General features: G+C 68.4%; 21 protein-coding genes. 16 read left to right on the forward strand and 5 right to left on the reverse strand.

The features are described from left to right. Positions 1–3: 3 nt before the first annotated feature. Positions 4–843 carry a penicillin-insensitive murein endopeptidase gene (gene mepA / locus AC2YHJ_RS06690; protein ID WP_487394839.1) on the reverse strand — a complete coding sequence of 280 codons (840 nt, stop codon included), beginning with the start codon at positions 841–843 and terminating at the stop codon, positions 4–6. Between the two features lie 73 nt (positions 844–916). Here mepA and galE point away from each other — a divergent pair, with 73 nt between their 5' ends. From galE to AC2YHJ_RS06705, 3 genes are all read left to right on the forward strand, one after another. Beyond that, positions 917–1918, forward strand: a complete 1002-nt coding sequence (gene galE, locus AC2YHJ_RS06695) for a UDP-glucose 4-epimerase GalE (protein ID WP_487394841.1) — start codon at positions 917–919, stop codon at positions 1916–1918. Between the two features lie 87 nt (positions 1919–2005). Continuing rightward, complete coding sequence (locus AC2YHJ_RS06700; RefSeq protein ID WP_487394843.1) at positions 2006–3052, forward strand: helix-turn-helix domain-containing protein; 1047 nt, start codon at positions 2006–2008, stop codon at positions 3050–3052. A gap of 46 nt (positions 3053–3098) precedes the next feature. Then, positions 3099–4772, forward strand: a complete 1674-nt coding sequence (locus AC2YHJ_RS06705) for an arylsulfatase (RefSeq protein WP_487394845.1) — start codon at positions 3099–3101, stop codon at positions 4770–4772. Positions 4773–4964: 192 nt separating this feature from the next. On the opposite strand, the gene AC2YHJ_RS06710 is transcribed toward AC2YHJ_RS06705, so the two are convergent. From AC2YHJ_RS06710 to AC2YHJ_RS06720, 3 genes are read right to left on the reverse strand one after another with little or no spacing between them, the layout of a single operon-like run. Continuing rightward, entirely contained in the window at positions 4965–5246 is a 282-nt protein-coding gene (locus AC2YHJ_RS06710) for a hypothetical protein (protein ID WP_487394847.1), read from the reverse strand. A 12-nt stretch (positions 5247–5258) separates the two neighbouring features. Further along, the gene (locus AC2YHJ_RS06715; protein ID WP_487394849.1) at positions 5259–6656 is read right to left on the reverse strand and encodes an HlyD family type I secretion periplasmic adaptor subunit; all 1398 of its coding nucleotides are present in this window, start codon (positions 6654–6656) and stop codon (positions 5259–5261) included. Beyond that, positions 6653–8416: a type I secretion system permease/ATPase gene (locus AC2YHJ_RS06720; protein WP_487394850.1), complete on the reverse strand. Its 1764-nt coding sequence runs from the start codon at positions 8414–8416 to the stop codon at positions 6653–6655. The genes AC2YHJ_RS06715 and AC2YHJ_RS06720 overlap by 4 nt, the downstream gene beginning before the upstream one ends. Before the next feature lie 288 nt (positions 8417–8704). Here AC2YHJ_RS06720 and AC2YHJ_RS06725 point away from each other — a divergent pair, with 288 nt between their 5' ends. After that, positions 8705–9904 carry a glycosyltransferase family 2 protein gene (locus tag AC2YHJ_RS06725; protein WP_487395001.1) on the forward strand — a complete coding sequence of 400 codons (1200 nt, stop codon included), beginning with the start codon at positions 8705–8707 and terminating at the stop codon, positions 9902–9904. Between the two features lie 8 nt (positions 9905–9912). Here AC2YHJ_RS06725 and AC2YHJ_RS06730 read toward each other — a convergent pair whose 3' ends face one another. After that, positions 9913–10362 carry a GtrA family protein gene (locus tag AC2YHJ_RS06730; RefSeq protein WP_487394852.1) on the reverse strand — a complete coding sequence of 150 codons (450 nt, stop codon included), beginning with the start codon at positions 10360–10362 and terminating at the stop codon, positions 9913–9915. 134 nt (positions 10363–10496) lie between these two features. Here AC2YHJ_RS06730 and AC2YHJ_RS06735 point away from each other — a divergent pair, with 134 nt between their 5' ends. The 12 genes from AC2YHJ_RS06735 (at position 10497) to AC2YHJ_RS06790 (ending at position 26138) form a co-directional block, all read left to right on the forward strand. Next, positions 10497–12101, forward strand: coding sequence for an ABC transporter substrate-binding protein (locus AC2YHJ_RS06735; RefSeq protein ID WP_487394853.1), 1605 nt, complete (start codon positions 10497–10499; stop codon positions 12099–12101). Positions 12102–12207: 106 nt separating this feature from the next. Further along, positions 12208–13806 (forward strand): ABC transporter substrate-binding protein, encoded by a 1599-nt coding sequence (locus tag AC2YHJ_RS06740; RefSeq protein ID WP_487394854.1) that lies wholly within the window; start codon positions 12208–12210, stop codon positions 13804–13806. Positions 13807–13874: 68 nt separating this feature from the next. Next, positions 13875–15467, forward strand: a complete 1593-nt coding sequence (locus AC2YHJ_RS06745; RefSeq protein ID WP_487394855.1) for an ABC transporter substrate-binding protein — start codon at positions 13875–13877, stop codon at positions 15465–15467. A 14-nt stretch (positions 15468–15481) separates the two neighbouring features. Continuing rightward, a complete protein-coding gene (locus tag AC2YHJ_RS06750; RefSeq protein ID WP_487394856.1) occupies positions 15482–17068 on the forward strand; it encodes an ABC transporter substrate-binding protein in 1587 nt (528 codons plus the stop codon). 205 nt (positions 17069–17273) lie between these two features. After that, complete coding sequence (locus AC2YHJ_RS06755) at positions 17274–18872, forward strand: ABC transporter substrate-binding protein (RefSeq protein ID WP_487394857.1); 1599 nt, start codon at positions 17274–17276, stop codon at positions 18870–18872. Positions 18873–18895: 23 nt separating this feature from the next. Beyond that, the gene (locus AC2YHJ_RS06760; protein WP_487394858.1) at positions 18896–19837 is read left to right on the forward strand and encodes an ABC transporter permease; all 942 of its coding nucleotides are present in this window, start codon (positions 18896–18898) and stop codon (positions 19835–19837) included. Then, positions 19837–20766 (forward strand): ABC transporter permease, encoded by a 930-nt coding sequence (locus AC2YHJ_RS06765; protein ID WP_487394859.1) that lies wholly within the window; start codon positions 19837–19839, stop codon positions 20764–20766. Before AC2YHJ_RS06760 ends, AC2YHJ_RS06765 begins: the two co-directional genes overlap by 1 nt. A 6-nt stretch (positions 20767–20772) precedes the next feature. Continuing rightward, positions 20773–21762: an ABC transporter ATP-binding protein gene (locus tag AC2YHJ_RS06770; protein ID WP_487394860.1), complete on the forward strand. Its 990-nt coding sequence runs from the start codon at positions 20773–20775 to the stop codon at positions 21760–21762. Next, positions 21759–22793 (forward strand): ABC transporter ATP-binding protein, encoded by a 1035-nt coding sequence (locus tag AC2YHJ_RS06775; RefSeq protein WP_487394861.1) that lies wholly within the window; start codon positions 21759–21761, stop codon positions 22791–22793. Before AC2YHJ_RS06770 ends, AC2YHJ_RS06775 begins: the two co-directional genes overlap by 4 nt. Beyond that, positions 22765–23070: a hypothetical protein gene (locus AC2YHJ_RS06780; RefSeq protein ID WP_487394862.1), complete on the forward strand. Its 306-nt coding sequence runs from the start codon at positions 22765–22767 to the stop codon at positions 23068–23070. The genes AC2YHJ_RS06775 and AC2YHJ_RS06780 overlap by 29 nt, the downstream gene beginning before the upstream one ends. 88 nt (positions 23071–23158) lie before the next feature. Further along, positions 23159–23662, forward strand: a complete 504-nt coding sequence (locus AC2YHJ_RS06785; protein WP_487394863.1) for a (2Fe-2S)-binding protein — start codon at positions 23159–23161, stop codon at positions 23660–23662. Positions 23663–23747: 85 nt separating this feature from the next. Beyond that, on the forward strand, positions 23748–26138 hold the full coding sequence (locus AC2YHJ_RS06790) for a xanthine dehydrogenase family protein molybdopterin-binding subunit (protein ID WP_487394864.1): 2391 nt from the start codon (positions 23748–23750) through the stop codon (positions 26136–26138). Positions 26139–26154: the final 16 nt, after the last annotated feature.

Here is a 26154-nt window from a genome sequence, read left to right on the forward strand (position 1 = left end):
CGCCTACCGCGACGCCAGCACCCCCGCACACGCCGCCGGCATCACCGGCGGTGGTCCCGGCCGGCGGGGCGGCGGCCGGCGCGCTTCCTCGGTGAACCACCAGGCGAGCGTCGCGTCGCAGCCATCGCCGGGCGGCGGCGGGGCGATGCCGCGGCATTCCGCCTGGCCGGGCGGGCAGGGCAGGCGGATATGCATGTGCGAATCATGCCCGCGCCACGGCCGCACGCGGCGCAGCCAGGACTGCCCCGCATGGCGCCGGCACAACTCCTGCTTGATCGCGGGATTGACCAGCAGCCTGTCGAGGCCCGGCGTCTCCGCCGCTAGGCGGATCAGCGCGGCATGGCGGTCGGTGAACCGCGCCGGGTCGACGCCCGATCCATCCGGCAGCACGAGGGAGACCATCGGCGTGTTCTCCCGCTGCGCCGCCGGCACGCGCGGCTTCGGGTTCACGTCGAGCCAGATGTCGGCGTCGATTCCCGCCTGATGGCTGGCGTGCCCGTAGGTCATCGGCCCGCCGCGTGGCTGCGACAGGTCGCCGATCCACAGATCCGGGAACCCCTGTGCCCGCGCCCGGCCAGCGAAATCCTGCACCCAGGCGACCATCGCCGGATGCCCCCAATGCCGGTTGCGCGACACGCGCACTGACTGCCAGCCCGGCCCGTCATCGGGCAGTTGCACCGCACCCGCGATGCAGCCGAGCCCCGTGCTGCCGATGATGCGGACCGGACCTGCCGCCGGGGTCGCGACCGCGCCCCAGGTCTCGGCCCGCGATATGCCCTGCGCCGCCGCGGCGGCGGGCGCCAGCAGCAGCGCCACAAGGACGCCAAAGAGTGCCTTTCCCATGCCCGATTGCTAGAGCAGATCCTGCCCGGGCGGAAACGCCCGGCTTCGTGACCGTGCCCGCCGGAGGATTGCCTTGGCTCGTTACCTCGTCACCGGCGGTGCCGGATTCGTCGGCAGCCACGCCGTGCTCGCCCTGCTGGATCGCGGGGATGAGGTGGTCGTGCTCGACAACCTGACTCAGGGCCATCGCGCGGCGGTTCCGGCCGGCGCGACGCTGGTCGAGGCCGACCTTGCGGATACGAGGCGGGTCGCCGAGGTCTTCGCCTCCTGGCGCTTCGATGCCGTGCTGCATTTCGCCGCGCTGTCCATCGTGGGCGCATCCATGCGCGAGCCGCTGCACTACATCGCCGAGAACGTCGCGCATTCGCTGCGGTTGGCGGATGCCGCGATCAAGGCCGGCTGCCTGCGCTTCGTGCTGTCTTCCACCGCAGCGTTGTTCGGCGACCCGGACCGCGTGCCGATCGACGAGGATTGCCGCATCGCGCCGTCCAATCCCTATGGCGACAGCAAACGCATGGTTGAGGAAGGCCTCGCCTGGGCAGGGCGCATCCACGGGCTGCGCTATGCCGCGCTGCGTTACTTCAACGCCGCCGGTTCCGACCCCGCCGGCCGCGCGGGGGAGGACCACGACCCCGAGACGCATCTCGTCCCGCTCGCGATCGACGCCGCGCTCGGCCGCCGCCCTGCGCTGACCGTCTTCGGCGATGACTACCCGACCCCGGATGGCACCTGCATCCGCGACTACGTCCATGTCACCGACCTGGCGCAGGCGCATCTGGCGGCGCTCGCGCGGCTCGAAACACATGGGTCCTGCCGCTACAACATCGGCAGCGGGAATGGCGCCTCGGTGAAGGAGGTGATCACGGCGGTGGAGCGCGTCGGTGGCCGCCCGGTGCCGCACAGCATCGGCCCGCGCCGCGCGGGAGACCCGGCGGTGCTGGTCGCCGCGAGCGACAGGCTGCGGGCCGAAACGGGCTGGGCGCCGCGGCACGGGTCGCTGGATGACATTGTCCGGACCGCCTGGGCTTGGCGTGAGGCGCATCCCGGGGGTTACCGCGACCGGCCACAGAGCTGAGCGCAATATTTTCGTTGCGAGAATGATAGTCATGGGCGTTTGCTTCCGCTCCGCCGCCGCATGCCGGTGGCGAGGGAAACGCCCGGCATGCGGACTGGCAGCAGCGTCGAGACCTTCGACGATCCCGACGCCCATGCGGCGCGCATCCACAATGTCTGCGGGCGTGTGCGGCCGATGCGGGGCGGGCCCTATCGCGCGCGCCTGATCCTGGTGCGGCTTCCCGCCGTCAACCTCGCGATGAGCGAGGAGATCGTGCCCCGCCGCTTCGCTTGCGAGACCTCGCCCGACCGGGTCTTTTTCCGCCTCAAGCACGACGACGAGCCGCCCAGCACCCGCAACGGGCATGCAGCCGAACCGGGTACGGTCGGGATCGGCAGCGGTGGCCGCCCGGTGGATGACCGCGCGGCGGGTCCCTCCCGCTGGCGGTCGGTGTCGATGCCGGTCGTCGATTTCGCGGTCGCCCTCGACACCCTGCTCCAGCGCAGCCTGCCGTCGCCGCTGAGCTGGCCGGACCTTCTGCGCCCGGCGCCGGACGCGTTCGCGCGCCTTGCCTCGCTGCAGCGCGACGCCTTCCGGCTGGCCGCGGAGGCGCCGGAGGTGCTCGAACATCCGGAGGCGGGGCGAATGCTCGACGGCCAGATCACCGAGGCCCTGGTGGCGATGCTCGAAAGCGTCGCCCCGCCGCGTGAAACGGCCGCGACGCGGCGGCACCACGCCGTGCTCCGGCGCGTCGTCGCCCATATCGAGGCGAACGAGGCCCGGCCGATCGCCCTGCCCGAATTGTGCAAGGCCGGCGGCTGCTCGGTGAAGGTGCTGGAGCAGGTTTTCGTCGAGTTCTTCGGGCAGACGCCGAACCGCCATCTGCGCCTGCGCCGGCTTTGGGGCGCGCGCCGGGCGTTGCTCGCCGCGGACCCGCGCGAGGCGACCGTGTCAAGCATCGCGCTCGACTGGGGCTTCTGGGAACTCGGCCGCTTCGCCGTCGCCTATCGGCAAACCTTCGGGGAAAGCCCGTCGCAATCGCTTCGCCGTCTGCCCGGGAGCATCCCGTCCCGGACCCGCGATCCGGCGCCCCCGGCTGTCGAAAAGGGCGAAATCTGCATAGGCGTCACGGTAGGCCAAGCCCATCCTCCGTGACGGTGACCCGAAACGAACCGGGGTCGCAATTGAAGGGGTTGAGACGATGGATTGGTGTTCAACCACCCGCCGATGGCTGGCGGGCACGATCAGTGCGCTGGCGATCGCCGGTCCGCTCGCGGCGCAACAGCCCGCGCCGCCGGCCGCACCCGCGCCGGCCCCCGCGCGGCAACGGCCGAACATCGTCTTCATCATGGGCGATGACATCGGCATGTGGAACATCGGCGCCTACCATCGCGGCCTCATGGCGGGCCGAACGCCGAACCTCGACCGGCTCGCCGCGGAAGGGATGCTGTTCACCGACTACTACGCCGAACCGTCCTGCACCGCCGGACGCGCCAACTTCATCACCGGGCAGTTGCCGATCCGCACCGGGCTGACGACAGTCGGCCAGGCAGGTTCCACCGTCGGCATGCCAGCCGCCGCGCCGACCATCGCGACCGCGCTCCGCGCCCAGGGCTATGCCACCGGCCAGTTCGGCAAGAACCATCTGGGCGATCTCAACCAGTTCCTGCCCTGCGTGCACGGGTTCGACGAGTTCTTCGGCTACCTCTACCACCTCGATGCCATGCAGGACCCGTTCTATCCGACCTACCCGCCGGCACTGCGGGACGCTGTCGGGCCGCGCAACCTCGTGCGCTGCACGGCGGCCGATGTGGACGATGCCACCGAGCAGCCGCGCTGGGGACGGATCGGCCGCCAGCGGATCGTGGACGAGGGCCCGCTGCCCCCGCGCCCGATGCCGGGCATCCAGTACAATATGACGACCTTCGACGAGGTCATCAGCGAGAACGTCATCCGCTTCATCGACCAGTCTACGGCGGCGAACCGTCCGTTCTTCGTCTGGATGAACCCGACGCGCATGCATGTGGAGACCCACCTCTCGCCGGAATACGAAGGCCGGCGGAATGCTGAGAATGGCTGGTCGGTCCAGGAGGCCGGCATGGCCCAGATGGACGACAATATCGGCCGGGTCATGGAGCATCTGCGCCAGCGCGGGCTCGACCGGAACACCATCGTCGTCTTCACCACCGATAACGGTGCCGAGAACTTCACCTGGCCGGATGGCGGCAACACGCCTTTCGCCGGCGGCAAGGGAACGGCACTGGAAGGCGGCATGCGCGTGCCGATGATCGTGCGCTGGCCGGGCCGCGTCGCCCCCGGGACGGTGCAGAACGGCATCATGTCGGGGCTCGACTGGTTCCCGACGCTGCTCACCGCGGCGGGCAATCCGAACATCAAGGAACAGCTGCGTGCCGGGCGCGACCTTGGCGGGCGGAACTACCGCGTGTTCCTCGACGGCTATGACCAGACCGCGATGCTGACCGGGCAGGGGCCGTCAACCCGCCAGGAGATCTTCTACTTCACCGAAGGCACGCTTAGCGCGGTGCGCATCGGCGACTACAAGTACCGGTTCACCGACCAGCCCGGAGGCTGGCTCGGCGGCACGGTGCATGTGGACTGGCCGATCATCGTCAACCTGCGGCTGGACCCCTTCGAGCGCATGGGCCTGCCGGCCGGCGCCAACGGGTCGCTGCATTTCTACACCTTCTTCCTGAACAACTTCTGGCGCTTCGTCTTCGTCCAGCAGGAAGTGGCCCGCTACGCGCAGAGCTTCATCGAATTTCCGCCGATGCAGCGCGGCGCGTCCTTCAACATGGAAGCGGTGAAGGCGCAGATCGAGACGGCGATCGCGCGGGCTCGGAGCAGGAGCAACTAGTCTGCAGCCCGTGAGGTTCGCCACGTCCGCGGCGAATCAAGCGGACGGACACACATCGCCAGGGAAGGCCGCTGACCCGGTTCCGAAATCCACGGCACGTCGGAACCGGGGCGCCGGATCAGATGCCGATCGGGCAGATTCACGCCATCGGATAGCGGCGTGATGCCCCGCCGAAGACCTGCCGCGCGTCGTTCAGCTCTGAAAACGGAAGGCGCCCGGCGCGGCGACGCTGTCGCTGCTGGGCGCCTGCTGCTGCTGCGTTACCTGGGCGCGCACGCGCTCCTCGATCTGCTTCAGCAGGTTGCCCATGCCGTTCACCAGCGCCGGCAACTGCGTCACCGGCACGCACAGCGTCGCGCAGGGCACTGCCTTGCCGTCGGACCCGGTCATGGCCAGCGTGACGCGCGCGACGCCATGCGCCACCTGCGCCTCGATCACGCCGTCGGCGAAGACGGTGGGGCGGTTCTCGGCCATGTCTGGATTTCCCTATTGCTCGCGGAAGGCGCGGGTGAAGCTGTCACGGATCGGCTGGGTAATATAGCGCAGGAAGGATCGTTCGCCGATCTGGATCATCGCCTCCACCGGCATGCCCGGCACCAACTGCACGCCCGGCATGTGCGCAAGCTGGTCCGCGTCGATCAGGATATGGGCGCGGTAGTAGGTGGCGCGGGTGCGTTCATCGAGCGTCACATCCTGCGCGACGAAGGTGACGTGCCCGTGCAGGTACGGCACCAACCGCTGCTTGAAGGCCGGCAGCCGCACTTCCGCCTGCAACCCGACATGGACCACGTCGATGTCGAAGGGCTGGACATTCACCTCGGCGACCAGACGGTCCTGCACCGGCACCAGGTCCATCACCGGGTCGCCGGGACGCACTACGGCGCCGACGGTGAACAGGCGCAGGTTCAGCACCGTGCCGTCCTCAGGGGCGAGGATGTCGCGACGCACCGCGACGTCATGCGCGGCGCGCAGGCGCTCCTCCACCTCCGCGAGGCGGACGCGGATCTCGCGGCGCTCGGCGGCGACTTCCTGGCGGCGCTGGCCGACGATGCTGGCGATCGTACCGCGCGCCTCGGCGATGGTCTGCCCCGCGCGGTCCAACTGGCCTTGCAGATCCTCCCCCTGGCCTTCCAGCGCCGCGGCGGTCCGCTGCAGCGCGAGCAGTGTCGGCAACCGTTGCAGCCCCTGCTGGACCAGGGTGCGCGTCAGCTCCTCCTCCCGCCGGATCAGTTCCAACTGGGCGCGCTGGGCACGCAGCTGGCCGGTGGCGCCGGAGATGATCGCCTCCTGCTGGCCGATCCGCGCTTCCTGCACGGACACCTGGCTGGTCAGCGCGGCACGGCGCGCCTCGAAGACCGCGCCCTGGCCGGCGATGGCATCCTGCGCGCGGGGTTCGGTCGCGGCGCGTAAATCGTCGGGGAAGGCAACGGTGCGGGCATCGTCGAGTTCCGCCGCGAGGCGCGCATCCTGCGCGGCCAGCGCCCAGCGCTGGCTGCGCAGCGTCTCGAGGTCGGTGCCGGCGCGGATGTCGTCGAGGCGCATCAGCACCTGCCCGGCGCGGACCCGGTCGCCGTCGCGCACCAGGATCTCGCGCACGATGCCGCCTTCCAGATGCTGGATCGTCCGCCGCGTGCCCTCGACCTTGATCATCCCCGAGGCGATCGCGGCCTCGCTGAGCGGCGCGAAGGCCGACCAAGCGCCAAAGGCACCGAAGAAAATGGCGATGGCGGCGAAGCCGAACAGCGTCGTGCCGCGGGTGCGCGGCCGCGACGCCGCCTCGGGCATCACGGGTGGCGCGAGGTTCAGCGAGGGCAGCCGTTCCCGGCGCGGCACCAGGTCCTGGTTCGCGGCCGGCGGCGGGATGGCGGGGGCGGGCTCGCTCATGCCTGCGCCTCGCGGCCTTCGGATTGCTGAACTGGAGCGGGGATTGGCGTCGGCTGGGCCGGCTTCATGATCTTCTTCAGCACCTCGGCGCGCGGGCCGAACATCTCGACAGCGCCGTCCCGCATCAGCAGCACCTTCTCCACCCCCTGCACCAGCACCGGGCGGTGGGAGACAAGCACCACGGTGATCTCGCGCCGGCGGAGCTCATGCAGCGCGCGCAGCAGGGCGGCCTCGGAATCGCCGTCGAGGTTCGAGTTCGGCTCGTCCAACACGATGAATTTCGGATTGCCGAACATCGCGCGGGCAAGGCCGATCTGCTGGCGCTGCCCGCCGGACAGATGCTGGCCGCCTTCGCCGATCTCGGTCTCGTAGCCCTTCGGCAGGCGCAGGATCATGTCATGCGCGCCAGCGAGCTTCGCGGCGTCGTAGACAGCCTCGTGCGGCGCCTCGGCCATGCGGGCGATGTTGTCGAAGATGGTGCCGTCGAACAGTTCGACATCCTGCGGCAGGTAGCCGACATGCCGGCCGAAATCCTCCCGCTGCCAGGTGTAGACATCGGCGCCGTCGAGCCGCACGGCGCCCGATGCCGGTTGCAGCGTGCCGGTCAGCAGCCGGATCAGCGTGGTCTTGCCGGCCGCGGACGGGCCGATCACCGCGAGGCTTTCCCCCGCTTCGAGGGCGAAGGCGACGCCCTTCACCACCGCGATGTTGGTGCCCGGAAAGCCGTAGGTGACGCGCTCGACCGCCACTTTCCCGGTCGGGGGCGGCAGAGGCAGGCCGGGCGGGCGCAGCCGCGGCATCACCAGGAAGGCCTGCAGCCGCCGCCAGGACTGCCGCGCCTGCACCAGTTGCTTCCAGCCGCCGATCATCTGTTCCACCGGCGCGAGCGCCCGGCCCATGATGATCGACGCCGCGATCGAGGCGCCCGAGGTCAGTTCCTGCCCGAGCACGAGATAGGCGCCGATGCCGAGGATCGCGATCTGTACGGCCAGGCGGAAGAACTTGGTCACCGCCAGCAATGGCGCGGCGCGGTCCATGGCGCGGTTCATCGGCGCCGTCATCTCCGCCACGCCGACGCGCCAGCGCGCCATGACGGCGGGCAGCATGCCCATGCTGTCGATCACCTCGGCATTGCGGACGATCGAATCCGCCCGCCGCTGCGTGGCCATGGAGGCGGTGTTGGCCTCCCGCAGCAGCTTGGAGGTGGCGAGCTCATTGAGGATGGTCAGCCCCAGCAGCAGCGCCGCGCCGACCAGGGCAACCGTGCCGAGCACCGGATGCAGGATGAAGATCACCAGCAGGTAGACCGGCACCCAGGGCACGTCATAGAGCGCAAGCGCCCCGGGAGAGGCGATGAAGCCCCGGCATACGCCGAGGTCCCGCAACGCCTCCATCCGGTAGGAGCGGCCGCGCAGCTGGCTTTCCACGGCGCGGGCGAAGCCCTCGGGGGCGACCTTCTCCTCCACCCAGGCGCCGACGCGCTGCATGATGCGCGAGCGTGCGGCCTCCAGCACCGCCAGCAGCCCGACGGCGGCAATGGCGATCAGCGTCAGGTAGAGCAGCGTGTTCAGGTTCCGCGTGGCGAGCACGCGGTCGAACACCTGCATCATGTACAGCGAGACGGTCAGCTGCAGCCCGTTGACGACGCCGCTGAACAGCCCAACCGAGACGAACTGCGCGCGGCAGGCCGCGACGGCGCGCGCGAGCGGCGTCTGGGCCGGCTTGCCTTCGCCGAGGATGATCCGGGGATCAATCGCCATCGGGCACGGCTTCCGGGCTCTGGCGCGGTCCGGAAAACCCCGGACCCGGTGTCACGTCTGCCGCCATGCGGGCTGAGCCGTCCCCCCATCGGAATGGTTTGCCATCGGGCACAAGGCGCTTACCTAGTGCAGTCCGGCGTGTGAAAAAAGCGCTGCCTCGCTGACGGGCGCTGGATGACCCGAGCATGACACCATATCACGTTCGGGCCGCCGCGATGTGATCTGCGCAACGAAGGCCGCGCCGGGCCGTCCGGACGGGGCAGGGTGAAAGGGAAGCGCCGCTTGCCGATGGATCTGCCGGAAGCGCGGATGGGGAAGGAGCCTGGGCCGGCCGATGGGCTGGAACTGACCATCCTGATGCCCTGCCTGAACGAGGCCGAGACGATCGGTGCCTGCGTCTCCAAGGCCATGGGGTACCTGGCGCGCAGCGGCGTGGCGGGGGAGGTGCTGATCGCCGACAATGGCAGCACGGACGGCAGCCAGGCGATCGCCGAGGGGCTCGGCGCGCGGGTGGTTCCGGTCCCGATGCGCGGCTACGGCGCCGCCCTGATCGCCGGGATCGCGGCGGCGCGCGGGCGCTTCGTCATCATGGGCGACAGCGACGATTCGTACGATTTCACCGACCTCGACCCCTTCGTCGCCAGGTTGCGTGAGGGTTACGCCCTGGTCATGGGCAACCGCTTCCTGGGCGGGATCAAGCCGGGGGCCATGCCGCCGCTGCATCGCTATCTCGGCAATCCGGTGCTTTCGACCATCGGGCGGCTGTTCTTCGGCGGGCCGGTGCGGGACTTCCATTGCGGCCTGCGCGGCTTCGACCGTGACGCCATCCGCGCGCTCGACCTGCGGGCGCCGGGGATGGAATTCGCTTCCGAGATGGTGGTGAAGGCGACGGTGCAGGGGCTGCGCGTCACCGAGGTGCCGACCACCCTGTCGCCGGATGGGCGGTCGCGGCCGCCGCATCTTCGCTCCTGGCGCGATGGCTGGCGGCATCTGCGCTTCCTGCTCGTGTTCTGCCCACGCTGGCTGTTCTTCTACCCCGGTGCGGGCCTTTTCCTGGCGGGGCTTGCCGTCATGGCCGCGCTGCTGCCGGGGCCGCTGCGGCTGGGTGGCGTCACCTTCGATGTGCACACGATGCTCTATGCCTCGGGTGCGATGGTGATGGGGTTCCAGGCGGTGCAGTTCTGGGCCTTCGCGCGGATCTACGGCGCCCAACAGGGCGTGGTGCCGGAGGACAAGCGCCTGAGCGCGGCGCTGGAACGCTTCGGGCTGGAGCCGGCGCTGATCGTCGCGGTGCTGCTGGTTGTCCTCGGCCTGGGTCTTGGCGTCGCGGCGGTGGCGGTCTGGGGCGGGCAGCGCTTCGGGCCGCTGGAGGGCATGGGGGCGATGCGGGTCGCGATTGCCTCGGTCACCAGCATGGTGCTGGGGCTGCAACTCGCCTTCGGGGCCTTTTTCGTGGCGTTGCTGGGCATGATGCGGACCGGGCCGTAGGCCCCGGCCTATCCGCGGAAGACCAGCCGCCGCGACACCGCGAAATTGGCGAACATCCCGACGATCGACCCGGCGGCGACGCCGAGGATCGGATAGGCCGCGACGACCGGCGTGGTCGCCACCATCAGCGCGTAGGTCCCGTAGTTCAGCGTGAAGCCGGCGAGGTTCACCACCACGAACAGCGCCCATTGCCGATGGATTGGCGCGGTGCTGCCCCGCCCGCGGAAGGTCCAGGCGCGGTTGAGCGCCCAGGTCGTCGTCGCCGCCGTTACATAGGAGATGGCGCGCCCCAGATAGAGCCCGGCCCCGAGCCCGAGCATGCCGTAGAGCACGCCCGTATCGACCAGGAAGCCGACCGTGCCGACCACGCCGAAGCGCAGGAATTCCTGCGCGACCGTCGCGAGCCGGGGGCCAAGCAGGCGCGCCAGCGCGGGACCGAGGATGGGGATGTCCGCCATGCGCGGCGGTGTAGGGCGGCGCGGCCGGCTTGCCCAGCCGCGATTCTGCTGATGCGGGGGGCATTGCCGCGCTGGATCGGACGATCGCGCCCGGTTACTGTCGCCGCAAGCTTCACCGAACGGAGAACGTCTGAATGTTTCGACGCGACCTGCTGGCCGGCGCCGCGGCCGGGGCCACTGCCGCTGCGCTGCCGCGCTTCGCCATCGCGCAGCCCGCCGCCGCGCGCACGCTGAAATACGTGCCGCATGCCAACCTGCCGAATATCGACCCCTTCACCAATACAGCCTTTGTCGCGCGCGACCACGCCTTCCTCGTCTTCGACCAGCTCTACGGCATGAACGACAAGTTCGAGCCGGTGCCTCAGATGGCCCAGGGCCATGTGGTGGAGAATGACGGCCTGCTGTGGCGCTTCACCCTGCGCGAGGGGCTGAAGTTCCATGACGGGACGCCCGTGCGCGGGCGGGATTGCATCGCCTCGATCAAGCGCTGGGGCCGGCGCGATGCCTTCGGGCAGGAACTGATGGCCCGCGTCGCCGACATGACCGAGGACAGCGACCGCGTCTTCACGATCAAGTTGAACCGCCCCTTCGCCAAGATGCTCGAGGCCTTCTCGAAGGTCACGACATCCTGCCTGTTCATCATGCCCGAGCGGCTGGCGAATGTGGATCCCTTCACCAACCTGAGCGAGGCCGTGGGCTCCGGACCCTTCCGCTTCGTGCAGAATGAGTGGGTGCCGGGGTCTTCTGTCGTCTATGCGCGCAACCCGGACTATGTGCCGGTGCCGAACGGCACGCCGTCGATGACGGCCGGGCCGAAGGTCGCGTATTTCGACCGGGTCGAGTGGCGCATCATTCCCGATGCCTCGACCGCCGCGGCGGCGCTGCAGTCGGGCGAGATCGACTGGTGGGAGCAGCCGACCGCCGACCTGTTCCCGCTGGTTGCACGCAACCGCAACGTCGCGGTGGACGTGATCAACGGCACCGGGCTGATCGGCATCTTCCGCCCCAACCACCTGACCGCGCCGTTCAACAACCCGGCGGTGCGCCGCGCCGTGATCACCGCGGTCAACCAGATCGATTTCATGACTGCGGTGATCGGTGACGCCACGGTGCCGGGCTACCAATCGCTCAAGCGGGAAGGGATCGGCTATTTCGCGCCGGAATCGCCATCGGCCTCCACCGTCGGGCTGGACCGGCTGAAGAAGTCCATCGATGCCGCGCGGGCCGAACTCCAGGCCGCCGGCGCGATGGGCGCGAAGATGGTGCTGATGAACGCCACCGATCTCGCGTCGATCAACGCGGCGACGCTGGTCGGCGCCGACCTGTTCCGCCGCATGGGTTTCGACGTCGATCTGGTCTCGGCCGACTGGGGCACGGTGGTGCAGCGCCGCGCCAGCAAGAATCCGTTGGAACAGGGCGGCTGGTCGGGCTTCTTTACCTTCTGGTCGGGCGTCGATCACTGGAACCCGGCGAGCCATGCCTCGATCCGCGGCCATGGCGACGCCGCCTGGCCGGGCTGGCCGACCATCCCGGCCATCGAGGCGCAGCGCAACGCCTGGTTCGACGCGCCCAACGAGGCCGCCGCCAAGGCCGCGACGACGGAGATGCAGCGCATCGCCTTCGAGGAGGTGCCCTATGTGCCGACCGGCATGTATTACCAGCCCACGGCCTATCGGCGGAACCTGACCGGCATGCTGAAGGGCCAGCCGCCCTTGTTCTGGAACCTGCGCCGGAGCTGAGCATGCGCCCCGGGGTGCGCCGTGTGGCGCACCCCGATCGCCGGGACCCCTTGCGTCGCACCGGGCGATGCGGCCAGAACATCGCCGCGTCAATCGGGAGGGCCGGATGCAGCGACGTCACCTCATTGCCGGCACCGGTGCCGCCATCCTCGGCGGGCTCCCAGGGCGCGCGGCGCTGGGGCAGGGGACGTCGGGCGCATCGCGCACCTTGAAGTTCGTGCCGCAGGCGGATCTTGCGGTGCTCGATCCCATCGTCACCACCGCCTCTGCCACGCGCAACCACGGCTTCCTGGTGTGGGACACGCTGTACGGCTTCAACCAGGACTATGCGCCCGAGCCCCAGATGGCCGAGGGCCACAACGTCGATGGTGATGGCAAGCGCATCTCGATCCGGCTGCGTGAGGGGCTGAAGTTCCACGACGGGGAGCCGGTGCGCGCCACCGATTGCGTCGCCTCCATCCGGCGCTGGGCGGCACGCGACCCGCTCGGCCAGGTGCTGCTGGCGCGCACCGAGGAGATTTCCGCGCCCGACGACCGCACCATCCTGTTGCGGCTGTCGAAGCCCTTTCCCATGATCTTCTATGCGCTGGCCAAGCCGGCCGCGCCCGTCTGCTTCATCATGCCCGAGCGCCTGGCGGAGACGGAGCCGACCCGCGCCGTCGCCGAGATCATCGGCTCCGGCCCCTTCCGCTTCCTGGCCGATGAGCGCGTCGCCGGCCGCCTCATCGCTTATGAGCGCTTCGCCGACTACGTGCCGCGCCCCGAGGGCGTGCCGACCTGGACTGCCGGCCCGAAGCGGGTGCAGTTCGACCGCGTCGAATGGCATGTGAAGCCCGATGCCGCGACCGCGGCGGAAGCCCTGACCGCCGGCGACGTGGACTGGTGGGAGAACCCCTCGACCGAGCTGCAGCCGGGCCTGCGGCGCAACCGCAACATCGTCATGGAGATCCCCGACCCGACCGGGCTGATGGCGATCGCGCGCTTCAACCACCTGCATCCGCCCTTCGACCGGGCGGCGATCCGGCGCGCGCTGCTCGGCGCGGTGAACCAGGCGGAATTCATGACCGCGGTGATCGGCGCCGATCACAGCCTGTGGCGCGACGATGTCGGCATATTCCCCCCCGGCACGCCCTTCGCGAGTGACGAAGGGCTCGCCGTGCTCGACGGTGCGCGCGACTTCGACAAGGTGAAGCGCGAGATCTCCGAGGCCGGCTATGGCGGCGAGAAGGTCGTGCTGCTCGCCGCGAACGATTTCCCGACGCTCTCTGCCCTCGCGACGGTGGGGGCCGAGACGCTGCGGCGCGTCGGCATCGAGGTCGAAGTGGTCTCCGGCCCGTGGTCGGAACTCATGCAACGCCGCGCCCGCCGCACGCCGCCCTCCGAGGGCGGATGGAGCATGTTCTTCACTGCCTGGAGCGGCATCGAGATGCTGACCCCCGGCGTGAACCAGGCGCTGCGCGGCACCGGCGAACGCGCCTGGTTCGGCTGGCCGACCATGCCGCAGATGGAAGAGTTGCGCATGAAGTGGTTCGACGCGCCCGACCTTGCCGCGCAGCAGGCTGTGGCGCGTGAGATCCAGGCTGAGGCCATGCGGCAGGCGCCCTATCTGCCGCTTGGGCAGTATTTCCAGGCGACTGCCTATCGGCGTGGCATCGCCGGCATGCTGAAGGGGCTGCCGCTGTTCTGGAACATCCACAGGGCCTGATGGACGGGTTGCCGATCGGGCGCCGTGCTGGTCAGATGCGCGCCGACTGAACGGGCTGGGAGCCGAAGATGAACCGTCGTGACCTGCTGAGGGCCTCCGCCGCCGCGGGGGCCACCGCCGCGCTTCCGCGATTCGCGACAGCGCAACCGGCGCAGAACCGCGTCCTTAAGATGGTGCCGCAGGCGAACCTGACCAGCCTCGACCCGATCTGGACGACGGCGAACATCACCCGCAACCACGGGCACATGATCTACGACAGCCTCTATGGCCTCGACGCGAATTTCGCGCCGCAGCCGCAGATGGCCGAAGGCCATGTGCTGGAGGATGGCGGCAAGGTCGTCACCATCACGCTGCGCCCGGGGCTGAAGTTCCACGACGGCGAGCCGGTGCGCGCGCAGGACGTGGTGCCTTCCATCAACCGCTGGATGAAGCGCAACCCCTTCGGCCAGAAGCTGATGACGGTGGTCGATGCGCTGGAGGTGGTGGACGATCGCCGCGTGCGCTTCAAGCTGAAGAAGCCCTTCCCGCTGCTGTTCAAGGCGCTCGGGCAGGTGTCGAACAGCCCGGCCTTCATCATGCCGCAGCGCCTGGCGGAAACCGACGCCTTCCAGCAGGTGCGCGAGGCGATCGGCTCTGGCCCCTTCAAGTTCAAGGCGGATGAATTCAACTCCGGCAGCCTCGTTGTCTATGAACGCTTCGCCGACTACGTGCCGGTGCCGAGCGGCACGCCGAGCCTGACGGCCGGCCCCAAGGTCGCGCATTTCGATCGCGTCGAATGGAACATCATCGTCGATGCCGCGACCGCGGCCGCCGCGCTGCAGACCGGCGAGATCGACTGGTACGAGCAGCCGCCGCCGGAGATCCAGCAGCTGCTGCGCCGCAACCGCCAGATCTCGATCGAGGCGATCGACCCGCTGCCGCTGACCGGCATCCTGCGTTTCAACCACCTGCACGCGCCCTTCAACGACAAGAAGATGCGCCAGGCGATCCTTCCGGCGATCAGCCAGGAGGATTTCATGCAGGCGGTGGTCGGGACCGATGCCTCGATCTACCGCACCGGCGTCGGGCTGTTCACGCCGGGCACGCCGCTCGCCAACGATGCGGGTCTCGCGCCGCTGATGGGGCCGCGCAGCCTCGACCGCGCCAAGACGCTGATGCGCGAGGCCGGCTACACCAACCAGCCGATGCGCCTGATCGGGCCGACCGACATCCTCGCCCCCGCGGCGATGACGCAGGTGGGCGCGGATCTCGTGCGCCGGCTTGGCTTCAACGCCGATATCTCACTGTCGGACTGGGGCACCACGGTGACGCGGCGCGCCTCGCGCGAGCCGGTGGATCGCAACGGCTGGTCGATGCTGTTCACCTCCTTCTCCTCGGTGGATTTCGTCGATCCGGCGGCGCATTTCCCTATGCGCGGCAACGGCACGAATGCCTGGTTCGGCTGGCCGACCGTGCCGCGGCTCGAGGAACTGCGCGACGCCTGGTTCGAGGCACCGGACCTCGCCGCCGAGCAGCGCCTCGCGCGCGAGATGCAGACCGTGGCGATGGACGAACTGCCCTACGTCCCGGTCGGGTCCTACATGTCGATGACGGCGATCAAGCGGAACCTGACCGGGCGCGTGCCGGGCCTGGCGCTGTACTGGAACATCCGGCGGACGTGAGAGGGGCGGGGATCATGGAACGCAGGACCTTCCTCGGCGCCTCCGCCGGCATCGCCGCCGCGGGTGTTTCCGCACCCGCCTTGTCGCAGGGGGCCGCGGCGCGCACGCTGCGCGTCATCCCGCAGGCGAACCTCACCAGCCTCGATCCGGTGTGGACGACGGCCGTCGTCACCCGCAACAACGCCTTCATGATCTACGACCAGATCTGCGCCCAGGATTCCAAGGGCGAGATCAGGCCGCAGATGGCCGAAGGCTGGGACGTTTCCCAGGACGGGCTGACCTGGACCTTCACCCTGCGCGAGAACCTGTTCTTCCATGACGGGGAGAAGGTGCTGGCGAAGGATTGCGTCGCCTCGATCGATCGCTGGCGGCGGCGCGATCCGTTCATGCAGGTGCTGTGGCCGAATGTCGCGGAACTCGCCGCGTTGGACGACCGCAAGTTCCGCTTCCGCCTGACCAGGCCAACGCCGCTGCTGATCCTCGCGCTCGGCCAGACGCAGTTCCCCTGCTTCGTGATGCCCGAGCGCATTGCGCAGACGGATGCCTTCCAGCAGATCCGCGAGACCGTCGGTTCCGGCCCCTTCCGCTTCATGCGTGACGAGTGGAATCCGGGCCAGCGCGCTGTGTGGGCAAAGAACGACCGCTATGTGCCGCGCCAGGAGGCGGTGGATGGCCTCGCGGGTGGCCGCACGCCGCGCATCGACCGCATCGAATGGACCATCATCACCGATCCCGCGACCAGCGGCTCGGCAATGATGACCGGTGAGCAGGATTACTGGGAATATCCGCTGCACGACCTGCTCGGCATGATGCGCCGCTCGCGCGACCTGGTGGTCGAGCAGCGCCTGCAGGAGGGCACCTACGGGATCGCCCGCTTCAACACGCTGCAACCGCCCTTCAACAACCCGGCGATCCGCCGCGCCGTCGCCATGGCGATCGACCAGCGTGACTATCTGCGCGCGGTCGCCGGTGACGACCCGGCGGGCTGGGGCGCCTGCGAAGGTGTGTTCACCTGCGATACGCCGCTCGCCAACGAGGTCGGCAGCGACCTGCTGAAAGTGCGCAACATCGAACGCGCGAAGCAGGCCCTGCGCGAGGCCGGCTACAATGGCGAGAAGGTCGTGCTGATCGCGCCGGGCGACTATCCGCAGATCAATGCGCTGTCGATGGTGACGGCCGATGTGATCCGCCGGCTGGGGATGAACCTCGAACTCATCTCGGCCGATTGGGGCACGCTGATCCAGCGCCGCAACAGCAAGGAACCGGTCGAGCGGGGCGGGTGGAGCATCGTCCACACCACCTCCTCCGGCCAGTCGCTGTCGCTGCCGGTGTTCCACCTGTTCCTCCGCGCCAATGGCGCCAATGCATGGTTCGGCTGGCCCGATGTGCCGGAGGTCGAACGCCTGCGCGCCGAATGGGTGGAAAAGGGCGGCGATCCGGCCGAGGGGCGGCGCATCGCGGAGGCGCTCAACCGTGAGGCGATGCAGGCCATGTACTACCTCCCGCTCGGGTACTACTGGCAGCCCTCGGCCTGGCGGCGGAACGTCACCGGCGTGTTCCGTGCGCCGGCGACGGTGTTCTGGAACATCGGCAAGGGCTGATCCGGCCTGCCACGGCCCGTTGCCCTCGTCGGCAACGGGCCGGCTGGCACGGCCTGTGCTCCAAGCATTGCCAGCGCGCACCTGGGAACGTGTTTCGTGGGCCTGTAGCCTGCGGCGGCCCTGGTGACGCGCTTATGAATGATGCAATGTGACCGAGAACCGGGCAGGCGAGGCTCCTGACCGGAAGGCTCAAGGGAGACGGTGAATGGACCGCAGGACGTTCCTCAAGGCTGGGGCAGGCACGGCCGCCATCGGCATGTCGGGGGGCATCTCCGCCCCGGCGCTGTCGCAGGGGGCCAATGCGCGCACCCTGCGCTTCGTGCCGCAGGCGAACCTTGCCAATTTCGACCCGATCTGGGGTACGCAATACGTCGTGCGCAACGCCGCCGTGCTGGTGTGGGACACGCTGTACGGCTTCGATGAGAATCTCCAGCCGCAGCGCCAGATGGTCGAGGGCGAGGAAGTCTCGCAGGATGGCAAGACCTGGACCTTCAAGCTGCGCGAAGGGCTGAAGTTCCATGACGGCGAGCCGGTGCGCTCGCGGGATGTCGTTGCCTCGCTCACGCGCTGGATGCCGCGCGACCCGATGGGCCAGTTGCTGCGCGCACTGAACGAGGAACTGGTCGCGGTCGATGACCGTACCTTCCGTTGGCGGCTCAAGGCGCCGTTCACGAAGATGCAGATGGCGCTCGGCAAGAATGCGACGCCGATGGCCTTCATCATGCCGGAGCGGATCGCCAGGACCGATCCCTTCACCCAGATCAACGAGTATGTCGGCTCGGGCCCCTTCCGCTTCGTGCGCGATGAATGGGTGCCGGGCGCGAAGGCGGTGTTCGCGAAGTTCGACGGCTACGTGCCGCGCAACGAACCGGCGAGCTGGCTGGCCGGCGGCAAGCGCGCGCTGGTCGATCGCGTGGAATGGGCCGTGATGCCCGACCCCGCCACGGCATCCGCTGCGCTGCAGAACGGCGAGATCGACTGGTGGGAGAACCCGATCACCGACCTCGTGCCCGTCCTGCGCCGCAACCGCAACATCGTGGTCGATATCGCGGACCCGCTGGGCAATATCGGGTCCTTCCGCATGAACCACCTGCACCCGCCCTTCAACAACGTGAAGGTGCGCCAGGCGGTGATGACGGCGCTGAGCCAGGAAGACTACATGCGCGCCCTGGTCGGCGACGACGGGGCATTGTGGAAGACGCTGGGCGGCTTCTTCACGCCCAACACGCCGCTCTATACCGAGGAGGGCGGCGAGATGATGAAGGTCGCGAACCTCGACCGCGGCAAACAGTTGCTGCGTGAATCTGGCTATGCCGGGGAACCAGTGATCTGCATCGTCGCGCAGGACCAGCCCATCACCAAGGCCTTCGGCGACGTGACCGCCGACCTGCTGAAGCGGCTCGGCATGAATGTCGATTTCGTCGCGACGGATTGGGGTACGGTCGGCCAGCGCCGCGCGATGAAGAACCCGCCGGGACAGGGCGGGTGGTCCATGTTCCACACCTGGCACGCCGGTGCCGATGCCATCAACCCGGTCATCTACAACGCCGTGCGTGCCAATGGCGACGGCGCCTGGTTCGGCTGGCCCAACGTGCCGGCGGTCGAGGCGGAAGTGCCGAACTGGCTCGCCGCGACCGATCTCGCGCAGGAACGTGCGGCGATCGGCCGGCTCAACCGTGCGGCGGTCGAGAATGTGGTCTATTGCCCGACCGGCTTCTTCCTGGGCTATCAGGCCTGGCGCCGGAACGTCTCGGGCATCGTGAAGGGGCCGATTCCCTTCCCCTGGGGCGTCTCCAAATCCTGATTCACTGACAGGTATCCGCGATCATGTTCGCCTATGTCGTCCGTCGTATCCTGGCCACGATCCCCGTCATGGCGATCGTGGCACTCTTCGTCTTCAGTCTCCTCTACATCGCGCCGGGCGATCCGGCGGCGGTGATCGCGGGCGACCAGGCGACCCCCGATGATGTCGAGCGCATCCGCCAGAGCCTTGGTCTCGACCGCCCCTATCTGGTGCGGTTCGGGGCCTGGGTGTGGGACATCGCGCGCGGGGATCTCGGGGTCTCCATCTTCACCAACCTGCCGGTCTCGCTGATGATCAAGCAGCGCATCGAACCGACGCTGTCGCTGATGATCGTGACGCTGATCCTCGCCGTGTCCATCGCCGTGCCGATGGGCGTGGTGGCGGCGTGGAAGGTCGGCACCTGGATCGACCGCGCGGTGATGGGTTTCGCGGTGCTTGGCTTCTCGGTGCCGGTCTTCGTGGTGGGCTACCTGCTGGCCTACATCTTCGCGCTCGAACTCGATTGGCTGCCGGTGCAGGGCTACACCTCCTTCACGCAGGGCTTCGGGCCGTGGATCCAGAACCTGATCCTGCCGGCGATTGCGCTGGGGTCGGTCTATATCGCGCTGATCGCGCGCATCACCCGCGCGACGATGCTTGAAGTCCTGCAGCAGGACTACATCCGCACCGCGCGCGCCAAGGGCGCTGGCCAGCGTTCGATCCTGTTCCTGCACGCGCTCAAGAACGCCGCGGTGCCGATCGTCACGGTCATCGGCATCGGCATCGCGCTGCTGATCGGCGGCGCGGTGGTCACGGAAAGCGTCTTCGCCATTCCGGGCCTCGGCCGCCTGACCGTGGATGCGATCCTGCGGCGCGACTACCCGGTCATCCAGGGCGTCGTGCTGCTGTTCTCCTTCGTCTACGTGCTGGTCAATCTTGCGATCGACCTGCTCTACACCCTGTTCGACCCGAGGATCCGGTACTGATGGCCTCCGCTTCCGTCCTCAGCCCCGGCGAGGTTACGCCGGGCACCGTCAAGGCAGCCGCGGCGCTGCCCGACATCATGCCGCCCGTGAAGGCCCGCAAGGGCCTCTGGGGCTTCATGTACCGCAACCCGGCGATCGCCATCGGCGGCATCATCGTGCTGGCGATGGTGCTGATGGCGATCTTCGCGCCACTGCTGACCTATGCGGACCCGACGGCGCTCGCGCCCGCGCGGCGCACGCGCGAACCGTCCGCGCAATACTGGTTCGGCACTGACATGCTGGGCCGCGATGTCTATTCGCGCGTCGTCTATGGGGCGCGAGTGTCTCTGATCGTCGGCTTCTCGGTTGCCATCTGCGCTTCGATCGCGGGGCTGACGATCGGCCTGATCTCCGGCTTCGTGCGCTGGGCGGACGGCATCATCATGCGTGTCATGGACGGCATGATGTCGATCCCGTCCATCCTGCTGGCCATCGCGCTGATGGCGCTGACGCGCGGTTCGGTCGGCAACGTCATCCTCGCCATCACCATCGCGGAGATCCCGCGCGTGTCGCGGCTGGTGCGCGGTGTGGTGCTTTCGCTGCGCGAACAGCCCTATGTCGATGCGGCGGTCGCCGCGGGCACGCGCACGCCGGTGATCATCTGGCGCCACATCCTGCCCAACACCATCGCGCCGATGACGGTGCAGGCGACCTATGTCTGCGCCTCGGCGATGATCGTCGAATCGATCCTGTCCTTTATCGGTGCCGGCACGCCGCCGATCATCCCGTCCTGGGGGAACATCATGGCGGAAGGCCGGGCGCTGTGGCAGGTGAAGCCCTATATCGTCTTCTTCCCCGCCGTCTTCCTGTCGGTCACCGTGCTGGCTGTGAACCTGCTCGGCGACGGACTGCGCGACGCGCTCGACCCGCGCATGGCCAAGAGGATCTGAGCCACCATGGCCTTGCTTGAAGTCGAGAACCTGCAGACGCATTTTCGCGCCCAGGACGGCATCAATCGCGCCGTCGATGGCGTGAACTTCCACGTCAATGCCGGTGAAACGGTGGCCATCGTCGGTGAATCCGGCTGCGGCAAATCCGTCACCGCCATGTCGATCCTGCGGCTGATCCCCGAGCCGCCCGGCAAGATCGCCGGTGCCATCCGCTTCAACGGACGAGACCTGCTGAAGCTGTCGGATCGTGAGATGCGCGCGATCCGCGGCAACGAGATCAGCATGATCTTCCAGGAGCCGATGACCAGCCTGAACCCGGTGCTGACCGTGGGCCGGCAGATCGGCGAGACGCTGCGCCTGCACCAGGGCATGTCCAACCAGCAGGCCGAGGCCCGCGCGGTGGAGATGCTGAAGCTCGTCGGCATTCCCGAACCCGAGCGGCGCGTGAAGGAATACCCGCACCAGCTTTCGGGTGGCATGCGCCAGCGCGTGATGATCGCCATTGCGCTCGCCTGCAATCCGAAGCTGCTGATCGCCGATGAGCCGACCACCGCGCTCGACGTGACGATCCAGGCGCAGATCCTCGATCTGATGCGCGACCTCAAGCGCACGGTGGGTGCGGCGATCGTCATCATCACCCACGACCTTGGTGTGGTGGCGGAAGTCGCCGAGCGCGTCATCGTCATGTATGCCGGGCGCAAGGTCGAGGAGGCCTCGGTCGAGAAGCTGTTCCGCAACCCGCGTCACCCCTACACCCAGGGGCTGCTGGGCTCGATGCCGAAGCTCGGCTCCTCGCTCACCGGGGACGAGACGCGACTGCAGGAGATCCCCGGCCTGGTGCCGAGCCTGAAGCGCAAGCTCGATGGCTGCGTCTTCGCCTCGCGCTGCTCCTATGCGACCGACCTTTGCCGCACCGTCGCTCCGGCCCTGGAAGACAAGGCCGAAGGCCACATCGCCGCCTGCCACTACGCCATCAAGGAGGCGGTCGCCGCATGACCACCAAGATCCTCGAGGTCAACGACCTCAAGAAGCATTTTCCGATCCGCGGTGGCTTCTTTGGCGGCACGACCGGCTACGTCTATGCCGTTGATGGCGTGTCCTTCTCGATCGAGAAGGGCGAGACGCTTTCGCTGGTCGGTGAATCCGGCTGCGGCAAGTCCACTGTGGGCAAGGCGATCCTGAAGCTGTTCGACATCACTGCGGGCCAGGTGGTGCTGGATGGTCAACGCATCGACGACATGGCCTCAGGCACGCTGCGGCCGATGCGCCGGCGCATGCAGGTGGTGTTCCAGGATCCGTTCAGCAGCCTCAATCCGCGCATGCGGGTGCGCGACATCCTCGCCGAGCCGATCCGCAATTTCGGACTGGCGAGTAGCAGCGCGGATATCGAGAAGCGCGTCGGCGACCTGATGGATCGCGTCCGCCTGCCACGTGACGCGGTGAACCGCTGGCCGCATGAATTCTCAGGCGGGCAGCGCCAACGCATCTGCATCGCGCGCGCACTTGCCGCCGACCCTGACCTGATCATCTGCGACGAGGCGGTCTCCGCGCTCGACGTGTCGGTGAAGGCGCAGATCGTGAACCTGCTGCAGGACCTGCAGAAGGAACTCGGCCTCGCGATGCTGTTCATCAGCCATGACCTCGCGATCGTCGAGCACATGACGCACCGCGTGGCGGTGATGTATCTCGGCAAGATCGTGGAGGTGGCGCCAAAGCGCGCACTCTTCGCCGCACCCAAGCACCCCTATACTGAGGCGCTGCTCTCCGCCGTGCCGGTGCCCGAACCGGGTGCTGCGCGGGAACGCATCATCCTCAAGGGTGATGTGCCTTCGCCGATCAAGCCGCCCAAGGGTTGCCGCTTCCACACGCGTTGCCCCTATGCCTTCGACCGCTGCAAGCAGGACGAGCCCGTGCTGCGGCAGACGGAGGAAGGCCATTGGTCGGCCTGTCACCTGCATGATAGGCCGGATGCCGAGAACCCGCTGGCCGGCGCCCGCGGTGCCGCCGTCATCGCAGCCCACCACTGACCCGGCCGCGCCGCCGGGGGTTTCCCCCGGCGGTTTCGGCCGGCTGGTCAGGCGTACCTTCTGGACCATCCAGGCGGTCGCGGCCCTGGGCGTCGCCATGATGCTTGGCGGATTGGCGCTTGAGGACGTAGCACCCGGATCGCCGGTGCTGGGGCTGCTCGCCGTGCCGATCGGCCTGCTGCCCGTGCTGGGGCCGGTCTGGGTCGTCGCGACGCCGATCCTCGCGGTGCTGATGCTGCTGACGCGGAATCGCCGTCGTCACGCCGCCGACGCTTGACGGCGGCCCGGCCAGGGCGCGAGGCTTGCGCCCGCACAGCCGGGGACCACATTCCCGGACACCAATCGCGGACTGAGGGAGACGCACGATGCCGCAGGTCACGCTGACCGTGAACGGCCAGACCCATACGGCGGAGGTGGAGGGCCGCACCCTCCTCGTGGAGCTCCTGCGGGAGACGCTGCGCCTCACCGGCACGCATGTGGGCTGCGACACCAGCCAATGCGGCGCCTGCGTCGTCCACATCAACGGCGAGAGCGTGAAGTCCTGCACCACCCTGGCGGTGATGGCCAATGGCGCGAACGTCACGACGATCGAGGGCCTGGCGAAGGCCGACGGCACGCTGCACCCGATGCAGGAAGCCTTCCGCGAGTATCATGCGCTGCAGTGCGGCTTCTGCACCCCGGGCATGGTGATGTCGGCGATCGACCTCGTGCAGAAGAACCCGGACGGTCTGACCGAACAGGAGATCCGCGAGGGGCTGGAAGGCAATCTCTGCCGCTGCACGGGCTACCACAACATCGTCAAGGCGATCGCTGCCGCGGCCGACGTGATGCACGGCAAGCGGTCCGAGATCGCGCGCGCGGCGGAATAGCGCCGCGCCCGGGCGCCGTAGGGCGCCCCAAATAACCGTCCGGCAACGACCGGCACGACAATGCCCATTGGGAGAGGCGACATCCATGAACGTGGCAGCCCCGTTCGAAGGCATCGGCGCCAGCGTCCGCAGGAAGGAGGATTTCCGCTTCCTCCGGGGGCGCGGCGCCTATACGGCCGACTTCAACCGCCAGGGTCAGTTGCACGCCTGGATCCTGCGCAGCCCGCACGCGCATGCACGCATCAAGTCCGTGGACACATCCGCCGCCGCGAAGATGCCCGGCGTCGTCGCGGTCTTCACCGGCGCGGACATGGCGAAGGATGCGCTCGGCGGCCTGCCCTGCGGCTGGCAGATCCACAACAAGGATGGCTCGCCGATGGCCGAGCCGCCGCATCCGGTCATCGCGCATGACAAGGTCCGCCATGTCGGCGACCAGGTGGCTGTGGCCATCGCCGCGACGCGCGAACAGGCTCGTGACGCCGCCGAGGCGATCGTCGTGGACTACGATGTGCTGCCGGCTGCCGCGACAATGGAATCGGCGCTAAAGCCCGGCGCGCCAGTCATCCATGACGGGGTCGCGGGCAATCTCTGCTACGACTGGCATATCGGCGACAAGTCGGTGCTGGATGCGGCCTTCGCCAAGGCCGCCAAGGTCGTCTCGCTGGATCTGGTCAATAACCGCCTGATCCCGAACGCGATGGAACCGCGCGCGGCGATGGGTGAATACGACCCGACCACGGGTGACTACACGCTGCACACCACCAGCCAGAACCCGCATGTGATCCGGCTGCTGATGGGTGCCAACGTCCTGCACATCCCGGAATCGAAGCTGCGTGTCGTCGCACCCGATGTCGGCGGCGGCTTCGGGTCGAAGATCTACCACTATGCCGAGGAAGCCATCGTCACCTGGTCGGCCGGCAAGCTCGGCCGCCCGGTGAAGTGGACGGCGGATCGCACCGAATCCTTCATGTCGGATGCGCATGGGCGCGATCACGTATCGAACGCGCAACTGGCGCTGGATGCGAACGGCAAGATCCTCGGGCTGAAGGTGCACACCTACGCGAACATGGGCGCCTATCTGTCCACCTTCGCGCCCTGCGTGCCGACCTATCTCTACGCCACGCTGCTCGCCGGCACCTACACGACGCCGGTGATTTATTGCGAGGTGAAGGCCGTCTTCACCAACACGGTCCCCGTCGATGCCTATCGCGGCGCGGGGCGGCCGGAGGCGACCTTCCTGTTGGAACGGTTGATGGACGTTGCGGCGCTGGAAACCGGCATCGACCGTGTCGAGCTGCGCCGGCGCAACTTCATCCAGCCCGACCAGTTCCCGTACCAGACGCCGGTGGCGCTGCAGTACGATTCCGGCAATTATCAGGCGACGCTGGACCAGGCGCTGCAGGTCGCCGACTGGGCCGGCTTCGAAGCGCGCAGGGCCGAGGCCGCGAAGCGCGGCAAGCTGCGCGGCATCGGCTGCTCCACCTATCTCGAGGCCTGCGGCATCGCGCCATCGGCCGTGGTGGGCTCGCTCGGTGCGCGCGCTGGCCTCTATGAGGTCGGCACCATCCGCGTGCATCCGACTGGGTCCGTCACCGTGCTGACCGGCGCGCACAGCCACGGGCAGGGGCATGAGACGACCTTCGCCCAGCTCGTCGCCGACAAGCTCGGCGTGCCGGTGGCGCAGGTGGACATCGTCCATGGCGACACCGCGAAGGTGCCCTTCGGCATGGGCACCTATGGCTCGCGCAGCCTCGCGGTCGGCGGTTCGGCGATGGTCAAGGCGATGGACAAGATCATCGCCAAGGGCAAGCGCATCGCCGCCCATCTGATGGAGGCCGATGTCGACGACATCGAGTTCGATCGCGGCACCTTCCGCGTCGCGGGGACGGACCGGACCAAGGCGCTGGTGGACATCTCCGTCGCCGCCTACGTCCCGCACAACTATCCGATCGAGGAACTGGAGCCGGGCCTCGAGGAAACCGCCTTCTACGATCCCAAGAACTTCACCTATCCCGGCGGCTGCCACATCGCCGAGCTCGAGATCGACCCGGAGACGGGCAAGGTCTCGATGGTGAACTTCACGGCCGTGGACGATGTCGGCCGCGTCATCAACCCAATGATCGTCGAAGGCCAGGTGCAGGGCGGCATCGCCCAGGGCATCGGTCAGGCGCTGCTGGAAACCTGCGTCTATGACGCGGATGGCCAACTGCTATCGGGCTCGATGATGGACTACACCATGCCGCGCGCGGACGACCTCGCGCCGGTGTCGGTGGCGACGCATACCACGCTGTGCACGCACAACCCGCTGGGCGTGAAGGGCTGCGGGGAGGTCGGCGCGATCGGCTCCCCGCCCGCCGTCATCAACGCCGTGGTGGACGCGCTGCGCGATTACGGTGTGCGGAGCCTGGACATGCCGGCGACGCCGGCCAAGATGTGGCAGATCATCAATGGCGGCCGCCGGCAGGCGGCGGAGTAGGGGACAGCCGCCGTCC

Source organism: Roseomonas sp. SRI_022 (assembly GCF_057586215.1).

Bases quoted from the DNA above. Each gene is read 5' to 3' on its own strand.
- mepA (WP_487394839.1), bottom strand. From the start codon at position 843: ATGGGAAAGGCACTCTTTGGCGTCCTTGTGGCGCTGCTGCTGGCGCCC.
- AC2YHJ_RS06700 (WP_487394843.1), top strand. From the start codon at position 2,006: ATGCGGACTGGCAGCAGCGTCGAGACCTTCGACGATCCCGACGCCCAT.
- AC2YHJ_RS06705 (WP_487394845.1), top strand. From the start codon at position 3,099: ATGGATTGGTGTTCAACCACCCGCCGATGGCTGGCGGGCACGATCAGT.
- AC2YHJ_RS06710 (WP_487394847.1), bottom strand. From the start codon at position 5,246: ATGGCCGAGAACCGCCCCACCGTCTTCGCCGACGGCGTGATCGAGGCG.
- AC2YHJ_RS06715 (WP_487394849.1), bottom strand. From the start codon at position 6,656: ATGAGCGAGCCCGCCCCCGCCATCCCGCCGCCGGCCGCGAACCAGGAC.
- AC2YHJ_RS06720 (WP_487394850.1), bottom strand. From the start codon at position 8,416: ATGGCGATTGATCCCCGGATCATCCTCGGCGAAGGCAAGCCGGCCCAG.
- AC2YHJ_RS06725 (WP_487395001.1), top strand. From the start codon at position 8,705: ATGGATCTGCCGGAAGCGCGGATGGGGAAGGAGCCTGGGCCGGCCGAT.
- AC2YHJ_RS06730 (WP_487394852.1), bottom strand. From the start codon at position 10,362: ATGGCGGACATCCCCATCCTCGGTCCCGCGCTGGCGCGCCTGCTTGGC.
- AC2YHJ_RS06735 (WP_487394853.1), top strand. From the start codon at position 10,497: ATGTTTCGACGCGACCTGCTGGCCGGCGCCGCGGCCGGGGCCACTGCC.
- AC2YHJ_RS06740 (WP_487394854.1), top strand. From the start codon at position 12,208: ATGCAGCGACGTCACCTCATTGCCGGCACCGGTGCCGCCATCCTCGGC.
- AC2YHJ_RS06745 (WP_487394855.1), top strand. From the start codon at position 13,875: ATGAACCGTCGTGACCTGCTGAGGGCCTCCGCCGCCGCGGGGGCCACC.
- AC2YHJ_RS06750 (WP_487394856.1), top strand. From the start codon at position 15,482: ATGGAACGCAGGACCTTCCTCGGCGCCTCCGCCGGCATCGCCGCCGCG.
- AC2YHJ_RS06755 (WP_487394857.1), top strand. From the start codon at position 17,274: ATGGACCGCAGGACGTTCCTCAAGGCTGGGGCAGGCACGGCCGCCATC.
- AC2YHJ_RS06760 (WP_487394858.1), top strand. From the start codon at position 18,896: ATGTTCGCCTATGTCGTCCGTCGTATCCTGGCCACGATCCCCGTCATG.
- AC2YHJ_RS06765 (WP_487394859.1), top strand. From the start codon at position 19,837: ATGGCCTCCGCTTCCGTCCTCAGCCCCGGCGAGGTTACGCCGGGCACC.
- AC2YHJ_RS06770 (WP_487394860.1), top strand. From the start codon at position 20,773: ATGGCCTTGCTTGAAGTCGAGAACCTGCAGACGCATTTTCGCGCCCAG.
- AC2YHJ_RS06775 (WP_487394861.1), top strand. From the start codon at position 21,759: ATGACCACCAAGATCCTCGAGGTCAACGACCTCAAGAAGCATTTTCCG.
- AC2YHJ_RS06785 (WP_487394863.1), top strand. From the start codon at position 23,159: ATGCCGCAGGTCACGCTGACCGTGAACGGCCAGACCCATACGGCGGAG.
- AC2YHJ_RS06790 (WP_487394864.1), top strand. From the start codon at position 23,748: ATGAACGTGGCAGCCCCGTTCGAAGGCATCGGCGCCAGCGTCCGCAGG.